Genomic DNA, 13,340 nt, shown 5'->3' with positions numbered 1-13,340 from the left:
ACCCCGAACACCCGATAAGGAGCACGACGTGCGCCCTGTCTACTTCGCCGCAGCCCGCCGCACACCCATCGGCCGACTGCGCGGATCGCTCGCCGCGGTCCGGCCGGACGACCTCTCGGCCACCGTGCTGCGCGCCCTGCTCGCCGACGTACCCGCCCTCGACCCGGCCCGGATCGACGACGTCTACTGGGGCGCCGCCAACCAGGCCGGCGAGGACAACCGCAACGCCGCCCGGATGGCCGTCCTGCTGGCCGGACTGCCGGAGAGCGTCCCCGGCGCCACCGTCAACCGGCTCTGCGCCTCCGGCCTGGAGGCCGTCACCCTCGCCGCCCGGGCCATCGGCTCCGGCGAGGCCGACGTGGTGCTGGCCGGCGGCTGCGAGTCGATGACCCGCGCGCCCTTCATCCTGCCCCGCCCCGACGAGGCGCTGCCGCACCGGATCGAGACCTACGACACCCGGCTCGGCTGGCGGCTCACCAACTCGCGGATGGCCGAACTGCACGGCGTGCTCAGCATGGGCGAGACCGCCGAGGAGGTGGCGAGCCGGTACGGCATCGGGCGCGAGCGCCAGGACGCCTTCGCGCTGCGCAGCCACCAGCGGGCCGCCGCCGCCCGCAAGGACGGGCACTTCGACGCCGAGCTGATCCCGGTCGAGCGGCCGGACGGGGTGACGGTGAGCCAGGACGAGGGCATCCGCGAGGACACCAGCATCGAGAAGCTCGCCCGCCTCAAGCCGGCCTTCCGCCCGGGCGGCACCGTCACGGCCGGGAACGCCTCGCCGATGAACGACGGCGCGGCCGGGCTCGTCCTGGTCGGCGAGGAGGCGCTGCGCGACCTCGGACTGCAGCCGCTCGGCCGGTACGTGGCCGGGGCCTCGGCCGGGGTGCACCCGGACGTCATGGGCATCGGCCCGGTGCCGGCCACCGCCAAGGTGCTCGGCCGGGCCGGGTGGAACCTCGCCGACCTGGACACCGCCGAGCTGAACGAGGCCTTCGCCGCCCAGGCGCTGGCCTCCGCCGACGGCATCGGGTTCAGCCCGGAGCGGGCCGACGAGGTGGTCAACCCCAGCGGCGGGGCGATCGCCCTCGGCCACCCGCTGGGCGGCTCCGGCGCCCGCATCCTCACCACCCTGCTGCACCGCATGCGCCGCACCGGCGCCCGGCGCGGTCTGGCCACGATGTGCGTGGGCGTGGGGCAGGGTACGGCCGTGCTGGTCGAGAACGTCTGAGAGGGGAGCGCCCGGGGCGGGAACGCCCGAGGGGCGGGAACGACCACGGGGCGGGAACGACCACGGGGCGGGAACGTCCAGGGGCGATCTCAGGGGCGGGAACGCCCGAGGGAAGCATCAAGTGAGCGGAGGAACGGACATGACGCGGTTCGCAGGGAAGGTCGCCGTGGTGACCGGCGCGGCACAGGGCATCGGCGCGGCCACCGCCCGTCGGCTGGCGGAGGACGGCGCGGCCGTCGCGGTGCTCGACCTGACCGCCGAGCGGGCGGCCGGGACGGTCGCCGAGATCACCGCCAAGGGCGGCACCGCCCGGGCCTACGGCTGCGACGTGGCCGACTACGACGCCGTCGAGGAGGTGTTCGCGCGGGTCGCCGAGGAACTCGGCGGGCTGCACATCCTGGTCAACAACGCCGGGATCACCCGGGACAACCTGTTCTTCAAGATGGCCAAGGCCGACTGGGACACCGTCCTGACGGTCAACCTGACCAGCGCGTACAACTGCAGCCACGTGGCGCAGAAGTACATGGTGGCGCAGAAGTACGGGAAGATCGTCTCACTCAGCTCGCGCTCCGCGCTCGGCAACCGGGGCCAGGCCAACTACGCGGCCGCCAAGGCCGGCATCCAGGGGCTCACCGCGACCCTGGCGATCGAGCTCGGGCCGTTCAACATCAACGTCAACGCCGTCGCCCCCGGCTACATCGCCACCGCGATGACCGCGGCCACCGCCGAGCGGGTCGGCGCCAGCGCCGAGGACCACCAGGCCGAGGTGGCGGCCCGCACGCCGCTGCGCCGGGTCGGGCAGCCCGAGGAGATCGCCTCGGTGGTGGCCTTCCTTGCGAGCGAGGAGGCCTCTTACGTGAGCGGGCAGACACTCTACGTCAACGGCGGGGCCCGGTAGTTCCGGTCGATGCGGCATTTCCGGCATCCCTCGATTGAAATGCGTAGGTGCCGGGTAGATACGGTTAATATTCATTGAATATTACTGACGTGTCATCACAAGGCCGTCCCAGGTGCATGGTTACTTTTCCCTGGGACGGCCTTTACCTTTTCGCGTGGCCGATCATGACCATGCGCCCGGTCAAGTGACCCCACCAAATGACTATGGCATGATCATGCGGCACTCGATGGGATGTCCGAACCGACCCGACCGGACCTGGTCGGGCCCTCTGCGTCCCAAGGAGTCCCATGGGCAGCCCCGCCTCCCTCCGCCGTGCCCTGGCTCTGCTCGCCGTGGGGGCCACCGCCCTCACCGCCGGCACCGTTGCCGTTCCGGCCGTCGGCGCCGCGACCGCAGCCCCCGCGCACGACCTCTCGGGCGTCCACGTCCGCCCCGCCTCCTTCGGCCACCACCTCGCCACCACCCGCCCGGCGCCGCTGACCACCACCCAGTGCGTCAGCCAGATCGGCATCCACTGCTACTCGCCGGTCCAGTACCAGGCCGCCTACAACCTGGCGCCGCTGTACAAGGAGGGCATCACCGGCAAGGGCCGGACGATCGTCATCGTCGACTCCTTCGGCTCGCCGACCATCCAGCACGACCTGGAGGTCTTCGACAAGCAGTGGGGCCTGAAGGACACCCAGGTCGAGGTGCGGAAGTGGGGCAACGTCCCCGCCTTCGACCCGAAGAACCCCGACCACACCGGCTGGGCCGGCGAGACCACCCTGGACGTCGAGTACGCCCACGCGATCGCCCCGGACGCCCACATCGTCCTGGTCGAGACCGGTGTCGCCGAGACCGAGGGCACCACCGGCCTGCCCGAGATGATGGACGCCGAGAAGGACCTGATCAAGAAGGGCGTCGGCGACGTCATCTCGCAGAGCTTCGGCGCCACCGAGAACACCTTCCCGGGTTACGACAAGGGCGACTTCAAGTCGCTGACCGACCTGCGCTACGCCTTCAAGGCCGCCGCAGACCGCAACGTCACCGTGCTCGCCGCCTCCGGCGACAACGGCGCCACCGACTCGCAGACCAACGGCACCGACCTGTACCCGTTCAAGGTCAACTCCTGGCCGTCCTCGGACCCGCTGGTCACCTCCATCGGCGGCACCCAGCTGACCCTGGACGACAACGGCAAGCGCACCGCGGCCGACAAGGTGTGGCACGACAAGTCCGGCGCCGGCGGCGGCGGCGTGTCCGGCATCTTCTCCCGCCCGTGGTACCAGACCGCCGTCTCCGACGTCACCGGCGAGCACCGCGGCACCCCGGACATCAGCATGAGCGCCGCCGTCGACGGCGCAGCCTGGACCTACGAGTCCTACGACCCGACCGCTGTCGGCTGGCACCTCACCGGCGGCACCAGCGAGGCCACCCCGCTGTTCTCGGGCATCGTCGCGCTCGCCGACCAGCTCGCCGGCCACCGCCTCGGCCAGCTCAACCCGAGCCTGTACGGCCTGAGCCTGCTCCCGAGCAAGTGGAGCGGCATCGTTGACGTCAAGGACGGCGACAACGGCTGGGGCGGCGTCACCGGCTACAACGCCACCGAGGGCTACGACCTCGCGAGCGGCCTCGGCACCATCGACGGCGCCAAGTTCGTCCACGCGATCGCCGGCGACGTGCAGTTCGACGACAACAGCCAGGGCGACGAGCAGTAACAACGAGCAGTGAGCGGCGGACGGTCGCGATTGGCGGCCTGACAGCTGACAGCTGACAAGTAACAGCGAACGGATAACAGATTTCAACATCTGTTATCCGTTCGCTGTTTTCTGTTATCTGTTTTCTGTGATCTGTTCGCCGTCGGCTGTGTGCTGTCAGCCGTTCTGGCTGTTTCGGCTGCTTCGGCTGTGCGCCATGGCTGCACGGCTGCCGACCGGCGGTCGGCAGCCGTGCAGCCATGGCGTCAGGCTTGGTCGGCCACCGCCGTTGCGGTGGCGGCCAGTTGGGCGAGGTAGCGCTCGGCGGCCCGGAGCTTGCGGTTGTCCGTGCCCGGGAGGAAGGCGCGCAGTTCGATGATCTCCGGGGCGATCCGGATGGCCTCCGCCCGGTCGGCGATCGAACGCCAGCAGGCCTCGGCGTTGGTGGCCGCCCGCTGGGTCTCCGGATGGTCCGCGCCCTGCGAGCGGAGCAGCGTCAGGGCCACCTCGCGGTAGATGGCGGCCGCCTCGGCGGGTCGGCCCGCGAGCCGGCACACGTGGGCGCGCACCTGGCGCACCTGGAGGACCGGCTCCGAGACGGCCCCGTGCTCGGCGATCGCCTCCAGCTCGAGGGCGAAGGCGAGATCGGTGGCGGCGGCGTGGTCCCCGGCGTCGGCGCTGCGAACGATCCGTCCGATGACCTCGCGGTAGTCCTCGCGCGGCGCGTTGGCGGCGGGGGCCCCGGCCGGTACGGGCGGCTGCTCGGCAGGCACCGCGTCGGCCGGCAGCGCGTCCTGGGCCGACTCCTCCGTCGTCCGGGCCTCGGCCGGAACGGCGTCCCGGGGCTCCTCGGCCGGCTCGGCGGCCTCTGCGACCTCGCTGACGTCGGTGTCCTCGGCGAGCTCGACAGCGGCCCGGAGAACCGCCTCGACCGCCTCGACGGCCCCCGCCGGCTCCGGGCGGGCCTTGCGCAGCGTGACACCCGCCGCGGGCGTCACCTCCACCGACAGATCGGCATCGGCCTCGCCAGCGGCCGCCTTGCGCAGGCTCACGCTGGACGACTCCTCCACGGGCTGCCCGACCGACGGGTCGACGGGCTGCTGCACGGGCTGCTCGCCGGCCTTGCGCAGGCTGACCGGGCGGGCCGCTCGGGGCGGCGTGGGCGGCACGCCGGGCTTGACCAGGCTCACCGGCCCGCCGACGGGCGTGACCGGCACCGGGGCGAAAGCCCCCGACGCCCGCTCGACCACGGCGTCCTGCGGCTCCGCCAGAGGCGGCAGCGGCGGCACGGTCGGCAGCGGCAGCGGCAGCTCGGACGGCATCGCGTCCACGACAGGCACCGCGTCCGCGAGGGACGGCGCCTCCGGCACCGGCAGCACGACGTCCGCCACCGGGGCCTCGCCCCGGCGGGCGGTGTTGCGGAAGACCGGGCGGTCCGGGGCGTGGGTGGCCAGGATGACCACGTCCGGCCGCAGCACCGAGTACACCTGCTGGCGCAGCTGCTCGGGGGAGAGCATCTCGCCCGCGCCCGGGCGGCCGCCGTGCAGCGCCTCGATCAGGGCGCGGGTGAAGGTGCCGATCTGCTCCGGGTCCGGGCTGACCACCGCCCACAGCGGGATGCCCTCGCTGAGCGGCGAGACGGTGCCCTGGAGGTAGGGCCAGGCGTTCTGGTCGGCGCTCAGGTCGGCGATGACCAGGGTCTGCCACTCGGCCGGCCGGTGGCTCAGCTCGGCGGCGATCGCCTGCCAGGGCAGGCCGTCCTGCTTGGCGTCGCGCAGGGTCAGCTGCAGCTGCCCGCCGCGCTTGTCGGCGACGACGTGCCCGCCCAGGTGGACCAGCAGCGGGCCCGGGTGCCGGGAGGCGGCGCGCAGGTGGGCGAGGACGGTGTGCGGGTCGCTGGCGCCGGGGAGGTGGACGGCGTCCACCCCGTCCGCGGCGAGCAGTACCTGCGGCGACACGGCCGCCAGCATGGCGGACAGCACCGGCGCCTGGGCCGCGCCGCCCCGGCCCCAGGTGCGGCGGCCGGAGTTGCCGTAGCCGCCCTCGACCACCAGGATCCGGCCGCGCGGCGTCGCACCGAGCCCGCCCTGGCCCGCCGGAGCCGCCGCAGCCCCCGGAGCCGTGGCGGCGGACGGGACCGCCGCCGGGGCCGGAGCACCCGCGCCCGCGGCGGGCAGGCCGGTGAGGGTCCATCCGGTGGGCGCGGCCGGCGGTGCGGGCGGCACCACGGCGGCGAAGGCCGCGGGCGGCACCGGAGGCACCGGCGGCGGCTCGTACAGCGCGGCGGGCCCGGGCGGGTGCTCCTCGGCGGGCCGGTCCGCGGGCGGCGGCGGTACGGCGTCCCAGGGGCCCGAGTCCGCTGTCGGCTCGGGACCTCCGGAAACAGCTGTCGTCTCCGCCATCTTCTGGTCACCGCCCCGCCCCGCCGCGTCCACGGCGTCTGATGCCCTTGCCTTCGTGGTGCCTGCCACCACGTCCCGTGCGCGCCACCCTACGAGATCCCGGCACGCCCGAGCCAGGCCGGGTGGCCGATCAGCGTGCCACGCCCCGGGCGTCGGCCGCTATCGTGCCGTCATGACCGGCCCCGGACTGCCGTTGCTGTTCCTCGACGTCGACGGACCCCTGATCCCCTTCGGTGCCCCGCCCCCAGGCGGCTACCCCGCCTACCCCGGCCCGGGCACGGGCCCGTCCGGCAATCCGCTGGTGGCCCGGGTCGACCCGGCGCTCGGGCCGCGGCTGCTCGCCCTGCGCTGTCAACTGGTGTGGGCCACCACCTGGTTGGCGGACGCGAACGACTGCCTCGCACCCCGGCTGGGCCTGCCCCGACTCCCCTACGTGGACTGGCCGGACGCCGAGGAACCGGGCGGTGGCACCGGCACGGACGCCCAACTGCACTGGAAGACCCGCACCTTGGTCGCCTGGGCGGCCGGACGCCGGTTCGCCTGGGTGGACGACGAGCTCACCCGGGCCGACCGCCGCTGGGTCGCGGCCCACTCCCCCGCCGCCGCGCTGCTACACCTCGTCGACCACCAAGTGGGCCTCACCGTCGCCGACTTCGCGACCATCGAGGCCTGGCTGCGCACCGCCTGACCCGCCCGCCCCCGCTACACTCCCCCGCCATGGAGTACGAGGCCGGACCGCCCAGCCGCTGGCACCTGACCCTGCGGGACGGGGCCCTGCTCGAACTGTGGGCAGACGGCTACCGCGTCGAGAACGGCGCGTACGAGTTCAGCGTGCTGGTCCGGGCCACGGCGGAGGAGCAGACGGACGCCGAGGTGCTCGCGCGGACCCCGGCCGACCCCCGGCGGGTCATGGTGGCCGTGGCCAGGCTGGCGACGGCATCCGTGCAGGACGTCCACACGGCCTCCGCACCCGCGCGCGACGGCGCCTGCGCCTGCCGCCCGTTCTCCTGGGAGGAATGACCACCGCCCGGCCGGCCCCGACGGATCAGGGGCGGCCGGGCGGGGCTCACCGGTCCGGCCGGGCGACAGGGGCGAGACCGTCGAAGGCCCCGCCGTACGTCCAGGACACATCGAGACCGGGCGTGTGGAACCCACCGGCCGGCCGCGCGCTCGGCCATTCGTCAACCGACCTCCGAGGGATCCTGCTCAGGACCCGGCGAGCAGGTCGCGCAGCAGGGCGACCGTGTCGGCGTCCAGGTCCCGGCCGGTCCGGCGGCTGAGCGCGTCGAGGCGGTTGACGGCGCGCAGCAGCTGGTCGCGCGCGCCGGCCGAGGCGTAGGCGTAGAAGAGGTCCCGGTGCAGGAGTTCGACGTCCGGGGCGACGGCGAGGCCGCGGAAGACGGCGGCCTCGGCGCTGCGGTGATCGCCGTACTGGAGGCGGCGGGCGGCGAGTTCGTGGGCAGTGTCCACGATCGCGGCGATCATGTCCTGGCGCTCGGCCTCGGCCCAGCCGTAGGAGGCGGGCGGAGCCTCGGCGAACGGGGCGCCGCGGACCAGGGCCAGGGCGTGGGCGAGGGCGGCGTCCGCGGTGGCGCTGGTGCTGCGCATGCCGCGCCGGTAGAGGCTGCGGAACTCGTCCCAGTCGCAGGTCACGGCGGGGGCGAAGGCGTAGCCCTCGGTGGTGTCGGTGGGCAGGTAGACGCGGCCGTCCGGGGTGCTGCCGAACCAGGCCGACAGGTCGGCGAGTTTGGCCGGCAGCGGGCTCCCGGCGTCGGACGCGGTGGGGTGCGGGTCGAGGTGGGCGGCGCCCGGGTGCAGGTCGTGGTCGAGCGCGTGGTGGTCGGCGCCGGGGCGCAGCGCGAGGTAGACGGCGAGTTCGGTGAGCCGGGGCAGCGCCCCGGGTTCGACGGTGCCGGGGGTGCCCGCCACGTCGACCGGGCCGAGCAGCCGGATCCGGGGGGCGTTGCGCGGGGTGTGCGCCTCCGGGGAGCGCAGGATGGCGAGCAGGTCGTCGCTGTCGCTGCGGCCGGGGGCGGTCAGGGCCACGGGTGCGACGGCGGCCGGGCCGGGCTCGACCACGGCCGTTCCCGTCGCCGGGGCCGTACCGCCGGTGGTGTCCTCGGGGCCGGGTCCGGAACCGACGCCGGGCTCCGGCCGGGCCGGGACCCGCGGGGCGGCACCGGTGGGCGCGGGCGCGCTCTGGTGTGTCGGCACGGGCTCGGCGGGCACCACGGGCACGGGCACCGCGGGCACGGGCACGGCGGGCGCGACGGGCACGGCGGGCGCGACGGGCGCGACGGGCCGCACCGGCTGGACCGGGAGCACCGGCACCGAGGCCTCTGCCGGCGTCGGCACCGTACCGGCGGCATCCGTACCGGCAGCCTCCGAACCGTCGGCCTCCGCCTCACCGGGCGCGACCGACTCGACCGACTCGACCGGCTCGGCCTGCTGCGCCGGCCCGCCCGGCAGCCGCAGGTCGCGGGTGGCCTCGTCGGCGGGCTGCTCCGTCCCGGTGGCCGCCTGCCGCCCCTGGCCGTTGACGGCGAAGCGCGCGGGACCGGCCGGCGTGGGCACGGGGGCGGAAGCGGGCGCGGGAGCCGGTGCGACCGGGTCGGTGCCCGCGAACGGGCTGGCGCCGGTCCCGATGACCCGGGCCGGCAGCCGGGGCCCGGCGGCCGTCCCCGCCTCCTCCTCGGCCGTCCCGCCCGGGGCGCCGACGGCGGCCAGCACCGGTACGGCGAGCGGGAGTTCGGTGGTGTCGGGGTCCTCGTCCGGATCCGGGTCGAGGCCCGGCCCGTCCAGCGTCCAGGCGGGCGCCGGGTGCTGGGTGGTGTCGTCGGCGGCCCGGAGCAGCTCGGCGACCTGGTCGTACTGGTGGTCGTCCAGCCGCTGGAGTTCGACGGTCAGGTGCAGTCCGGGGATGGCGGCCTGGCCGGTGGTCGGCAGGGTCCAGCGGGCGACCGGTCCGGTGCCTCGCTCGGGGGCCCGGGTGATGACGGCGACGCAGGTGCGCGGGCGGGCGTCCAGCAGCCGGCCGAGTTCGGCGGGGGTGTCGCCGCCGGGCTGCTGGGCGCAGAGCACGATCTCGGGCACCCAGGACTCGTCCGCCTGGCCCCGGCTGCGGGCCTCGCGCGGACTGGTGGCCTCGGCCGCGACCAGGGTGGCGCGCGCCTTGGCGGTGCGCGGGCCGAGGGCGGCGAGCGCGGCCTCCAGGGTGGGGTGGCGGTGGACCCGCTCGGCGGCCGGTCCGGTGATCGGCACCTCCTCGGCGAGGTCCACCAGGTGCAGGTGGAGCCGGTCGGCCAGCGGGCTGTGGGCGAGCTCGATGGCGAGGGTGCGCAGCACGTCGCGGGCGTCGTCGGGGTGCCCGGACAGGTGGAGCAGCCGGACGGCCTCCAGGTCGGCGAGGACCACCGAGCCGTCCGGCGAGGTGCCCAGGGTGACCAGCGCCGGGTAGGGCGCGGGGGTCTTGCGGGCCTGGGCGGGGCTCAGCAGGTCGCCGGACTCCTCGCTGCACCACCAGACGTTGGCGGCGTGCGCGGCGCGGAACGGCGCGATCGGGGTGGCCGGGCCGGACAGGTGCAGCTCGATGGTGTGGTCGGGGGTGATCCGGGTCGCGACGATCGCGGGCAGCCGCTTGCCGCCCCGGGTGGTGTTGCGGGCCAGGGTGCGCAGGGCGCGGTCCAGCAGCTCCAGGCCGGCCTGGTCCTGGCGGGCCATCAGCTCGTTCTCGAAGGCGGCGGCCTCGGCCTCGGGCATCGCGATCCGGTGGCCCGGGCGGCGGCCGCGCTGCTGGCTGCCGCGCTTGTAGGCGACGGTGCCGACCATCACGGCGGCGAGCAGCACGCCCACGGTGGACGCGGTGAGGGCGACGCCGTAGTCGCCGCTGGGTGCCGGGTCGGCGTGCGCGGCGGGGGCGGGCGCGGGCGTGTGGGCGGGCGCGTGGGTCGGCGCCGGGGCGGGCTGCGACGCGCCCTGGGAGGGGGCGGGAGCGGGAGCCTGGGTGGCCGGGGCGGGCTCGGGCGTGGTCGCCGCACCGGTGCCGGAAGCCGGGGCCGGGGCCGGCGCGGGAGCGGGAGCGGGAGCAGGGGCGGGCTCGGCCGGTGCGGCCGTTCCGGGGACGGTGAGCACCATCCCGGGCTCCACCACGTCCGGGTCGGTCAGCCGCTCCCCGTCCGGCGCCTGGACGCCCTTGTTCGCCTCGAAGAGCTTCGGCCAGGCCTCGGCGTCCCCCAACTCCCGCTGGGCGATGGCCGACAGGCTGTCCCCGGAACGGACGGTCACCGTCTTCGGCCCGCCCGCTCCCGGCTCCGTGCCGGCCTGCGGGACCTGCGCCGCGGACGAGGGCACCTGGGCCTGCCCGGCCGTCTGCCCCTGTCCGGGCGTCCGGGTCTGGGTGGGCGCCGGGGCAGGTGCCGGAGCCGGGGCCTTCGCCTCGTCCGGCTTGGCGTCCGCCGGCATCAGCAGCTCCCAGCCGGGCTGGATCGGCCGCTCCGCGTCGAAGCGGGTGCCCGAATCGTCCATCGCCCGGCCGTCGTTGAGCTTGGCGATCTCCACCCAGCGTTCCCCGGAGCCCAGTTGGCGCTCGGCGATGGACCACAGGCTGTCCGCCGGCCGGCTGTCCCGAACGGTGTACGTGGGGTGCTGGTCCGCCGCCTGGACCGGTGCGGCCGCGGGCTGGGCGGCGGGCAGCGCGGCCCGCTGCACGCCCGGGGTCAACTGCGCCCGGACGGACGGGCCGTGGGCGGTCTCGGGCACCGCGGCGAAGGCCGAACCGGCCACCGGCAGCAGCGCCAGCACCGAACCGACCAGCCCCGCCGCCATCCGCTGGCTCCAGCCGAAGGCCGGGATCCGGCGGGCGATCCGGCCGCGCAGCTGGGCGGGGACCTCCAGCAGGACGGAGAGCGCGAAGCACGCCCAGGCCAGCCAGCCGACCACCACCAGCAGCCACAGGAACAGCCGCCCGTCGTCCGGGCTGGTGAGTGCCTCGCCCACCCCGCCGGAGGCGACCTCGCCCATCGAGGCGACCGCCTGGGTGCCGTACAGCAGCAGGGCGGGGACGCCGAACAGCAGGGCGAGCAGGGTGACCAGGGCGGCGAGCGCGCCGATCAGCGCGCCGCCGCGGCCGGGTCGGCGGCGCCCGGAGCGGGCGTGCCCCCGCACGGTCGGCCTGCCGCCCTTCCCGGCTCCGCCGTTCCCTGCTCCGCCCTTCCCGGCTCCGCCGTTCCGGGTTCCGCCCGGGCCGGCACCGGCCCCGCCCGTACGGGCCTGGGCGGTACGGGCCTGGTCCTTGGCACGTGGCGCGGCCATCAGTGGGTCTCCGCTTTCTCGACTCCGTGGACGAGGGTCGCACTGCCCCTGCCCGTTACCTTCCGCTCCCCGAGGGCGCCCAGCAGGACCGGCCGGTAGTCGGCCCGCACGGTGACGGTGACGACCTTGCCCTCATCGGAGAAGACGACGTCGTCGACCTGGAGCCCGTACCGGCCGAGGTAGCTGCCGGCGGCCTGCCGGACGTAGTCCTGGCGGACCTTGAAGCCCGTCCCCTGCAGCACGGCCGCCTGGTCGAGCTGCTGTCCGCCGACCCGCGCGGCCTCCTGGGCGTACGCGTCGGTGCGCTCGGCCACCCGCAGCCGGCCGCCCGCGTCGATCACCAGCGCGATGACGAGCACCAGGTAGGCGGCGCAGATCGCCACGAAGAGGGCGACCGCGCCCCGGTCGGACCGTCGCCCGGTCGTTCGCCGACGGCGGTCCCTCAGCCCGCTCAGCCCGCTCAGCACTCGCACCCCCTTCCCCCGATCCGCACGATGTCTCCCCACCGGCTCCCCACCGGACGCCCCTCGGTGCCGTTGCGTCATCCCCCGAGCGCTCTCCGCTTGCGTCTCCCCCGCGCGGGCCGTCCCCAATCCCCCTGCCGCGCCCGTTGCGGCCCGCGCGCCGCCCGGTGCCGCCGTCATGTGCCGCGGTAGCGGTCCATCACGGAGGTGAACTCCCCGACGAGGTGCTTCGTCACGGGCAGCCCGGACGGTCCGCCGAGCAGGTCGGCGAGTTCGACGTCGCAGGTCACCCTGACCGTCACGGTCACCACCGGGCCGCCCGGCAGGTCCAGGGTGCCCTCGTCGACGTGGACGTCCGCGGTGCGGCAGGACACGCCCTGCTGGCGCAGCACCGCCAGCGCGGACTCCTTGGCGGGCCCGTCCGCCCCCGCGACGCTGCGCTGGAGCGAGCCGGTCCGGGCCCCGGTGCGGGCCGCGGCCTCGACCGTGCCGGCCGCGGTCTGCACCCGCCCGGCGGCGATCGCCAGCAGTACCAGCCCCACCACGCCGGGGACGACGATCGCCGCCTCGATGGCGATCCCGCCCCGGTCCGGGCGCCGGAGCCGCCCCAGCCGCCCGGACCTCCCGAGCCGCCGCCTCACGGCTTCACCACCGGGGGGACGAAGCGCTCGCGCGGCGCCTCGGCGAACTGGCGGATGCTGGGCCCGGTGAGACCGGGTATCAGCAGCGGCGGCGTCAGTTCCACGGTGACCTTGATCGTCTCGTCGGTGCTGCCGCCCGTCCCCACCTGGTACGCGTGCACGCCCTGCCGGTCCAGGAAGTCCCGGGCCTGGCGCGCGGCGGCCTCGTCCGCCTCCTGCTTCGTCGCCTTCCCCTGCACCCGGCCGGCGTCCACGCCCTCGCGGGCGGCGGTGAGCGCGACCTGCCGGTCGTACCAGATCAACGCGGCCTGGACGACCAGCAACAGGAGCAGCAGGACGACCGGGAAGACGATGGCCAGACTGATGCTCATCGATCCCCGGTCGCCCCGGCGGCGGAGCGGACGACGACGGGCCCGGATCACTTGGAGGCGCCGCCCGCGCCGCCCGCGGCGCCGCCGGGCAGGTTCGGGTCCTGCTCGACCTTGGTGACCACCTTGTCCTTCAACAGGTACAGCGCGGTCGCGACGGCCCCCGCGACGAACACCAACGCGATGATGGCGAGGGCGAGTTCGATGCTGATGGCACCCCGGTCGCCGCGCGCCCGGGCGGCCCGCAGCCGGCCCAGCCGGAGCGTGAACAACAGCAGGGCGAACTGCACGGGCAGCAGGACGGGCCGCAGCACCCGGCCTGCCAACTGGGCGAGTCGTACGGTCATCGGGGTCTC

General features: G+C 75.4%; 11 protein-coding genes. 5 read left to right on the top strand and 6 right to left on the bottom strand.

Annotated elements, in window-relative coordinates; genetic code table 11:
* Positions 1-28: 28 nt before the first annotated feature.
* The 3 genes from ABTY61_RS17625 (at position 29) to ABTY61_RS17615 (ending at position 3,820) form a co-directional block, all read left to right on the top strand.
* Positions 29-1,228 (top strand): thiolase family protein, encoded by a 1,200-nt coding sequence (locus tag ABTY61_RS17625; protein ID WP_350505901.1) that lies wholly within the window; start codon positions 29-31, stop codon positions 1,226-1,228.
* A gap of 139 nt (positions 1,229-1,367) precedes the next feature.
* Positions 1,368-2,126: a 3-oxoacyl-ACP reductase FabG gene (fabG, locus tag ABTY61_RS17620; protein WP_350505900.1), complete on the top strand. Its 759-nt coding sequence runs from the start codon at positions 1,368-1,370 to the stop codon at positions 2,124-2,126.
* Between the two features lie 287 nt (positions 2,127-2,413).
* Positions 2,414-3,820 (top strand): S53 family peptidase, encoded by a 1,407-nt coding sequence (locus tag ABTY61_RS17615; protein WP_350505899.1) that lies wholly within the window; start codon positions 2,414-2,416, stop codon positions 3,818-3,820.
* A gap of 245 nt (positions 3,821-4,065) precedes the next feature.
* On the opposite strand, the gene ABTY61_RS17610 is transcribed toward ABTY61_RS17615, so the two are convergent.
* Complete coding sequence (locus ABTY61_RS17610) at positions 4,066-6,201, bottom strand: hypothetical protein (RefSeq protein WP_350505898.1); 2,136 nt, start codon at positions 6,199-6,201, stop codon at positions 4,066-4,068.
* A 172-nt stretch (positions 6,202-6,373) separates the two neighbouring features.
* Here ABTY61_RS17610 and ABTY61_RS17605 point away from each other — a divergent pair, with 172 nt between their 5' ends.
* Together ABTY61_RS17605 and ABTY61_RS17600 are read left to right on the top strand one after the other, a co-directional pair.
* Entirely contained in the window at positions 6,374-6,889 is a 516-nt protein-coding gene (locus ABTY61_RS17605) for an HAD domain-containing protein (protein WP_350505897.1), read from the top strand.
* Positions 6,890-6,918: 29 nt separating this feature from the next.
* Entirely contained in the window at positions 6,919-7,221 is a 303-nt protein-coding gene (locus tag ABTY61_RS17600; RefSeq protein WP_350505896.1) for a hypothetical protein, read from the top strand.
* A gap of 186 nt (positions 7,222-7,407) precedes the next feature.
* Here the strand turns inward: ABTY61_RS17600 and ABTY61_RS17595 are convergent, their stop codons facing one another.
* The 5 genes from ABTY61_RS17595 to ABTY61_RS17575 form a co-directional block, all read right to left on the bottom strand.
* On the bottom strand, positions 7,408-11,511 hold the full coding sequence (locus tag ABTY61_RS17595; RefSeq protein ID WP_350505895.1) for a LysM peptidoglycan-binding domain-containing protein: 4,104 nt from the start codon (positions 11,509-11,511) through the stop codon (positions 7,408-7,410).
* Positions 11,511-11,978 carry a hypothetical protein gene (locus tag ABTY61_RS17590; RefSeq protein WP_350505894.1) on the bottom strand — a complete coding sequence of 156 codons (468 nt, stop codon included), beginning with the start codon at positions 11,976-11,978 and terminating at the stop codon, positions 11,511-11,513. The genes ABTY61_RS17595 and ABTY61_RS17590 overlap by 1 nt, the downstream gene beginning before the upstream one ends.
* A gap of 173 nt (positions 11,979-12,151) precedes the next feature.
* Positions 12,152-12,616 carry a TadE/TadG family type IV pilus assembly protein gene (locus ABTY61_RS17585; protein ID WP_350505893.1) on the bottom strand — a complete coding sequence of 155 codons (465 nt, stop codon included), beginning with the start codon at positions 12,614-12,616 and terminating at the stop codon, positions 12,152-12,154.
* Complete coding sequence (locus ABTY61_RS17580) at positions 12,613-12,987, bottom strand: TadE/TadG family type IV pilus assembly protein (RefSeq protein ID WP_350505892.1); 375 nt, start codon at positions 12,985-12,987, stop codon at positions 12,613-12,615. Before ABTY61_RS17580 ends, ABTY61_RS17585 begins: the two co-directional genes overlap by 4 nt.
* A gap of 47 nt (positions 12,988-13,034) precedes the next feature.
* Positions 13,035-13,331 carry a hypothetical protein gene (locus ABTY61_RS17575; RefSeq protein ID WP_350505891.1) on the bottom strand — a complete coding sequence of 99 codons (297 nt, stop codon included), beginning with the start codon at positions 13,329-13,331 and terminating at the stop codon, positions 13,035-13,037.
* Between the last annotated feature and the right edge of the window lie 9 nt (positions 13,332-13,340).

The organism is Kitasatospora sp. NPDC096128 (genome assembly GCF_040303105.1).
Lineage (GTDB): Bacteria > Actinomycetota > Actinomycetes > Streptomycetales > Streptomycetaceae > Kitasatospora.
The sequence above is the reverse complement of the archived record's forward strand: the minus strand, read 5'-3'. Positions and strand labels throughout refer to the sequence as shown.

Excerpts from the sequence above, each read along its gene's own strand:
- ABTY61_RS17595 (WP_350505895.1), bottom strand. The coding sequence starts at position 11,511 with ATGGCCGCGCCACGTGCCAAGGACCAGGCCCGTACCGCCCAGGCCCGT.
- ABTY61_RS17580 (WP_350505892.1), bottom strand. The coding sequence starts at position 12,987 with ATGAGCATCAGTCTGGCCATCGTCTTCCCGGTCGTCCTGCTGCTCCTG.
- fabG (WP_350505900.1), top strand. The coding sequence starts at position 1,368 with ATGACGCGGTTCGCAGGGAAGGTCGCCGTGGTGACCGGCGCGGCACAG.
- ABTY61_RS17600 (WP_350505896.1), top strand. The coding sequence starts at position 6,919 with ATGGAGTACGAGGCCGGACCGCCCAGCCGCTGGCACCTGACCCTGCGG.
- ABTY61_RS17615 (WP_350505899.1), top strand. The coding sequence starts at position 2,414 with ATGGGCAGCCCCGCCTCCCTCCGCCGTGCCCTGGCTCTGCTCGCCGTG.
- ABTY61_RS17575 (WP_350505891.1), bottom strand. The coding sequence starts at position 13,331 with ATGACCGTACGACTCGCCCAGTTGGCAGGCCGGGTGCTGCGGCCCGTC.
- ABTY61_RS17610 (WP_350505898.1), bottom strand. The coding sequence starts at position 6,201 with ATGGCGGAGACGACAGCTGTTTCCGGAGGTCCCGAGCCGACAGCGGAC.
- ABTY61_RS17605 (WP_350505897.1), top strand. The coding sequence starts at position 6,374 with ATGACCGGCCCCGGACTGCCGTTGCTGTTCCTCGACGTCGACGGACCC.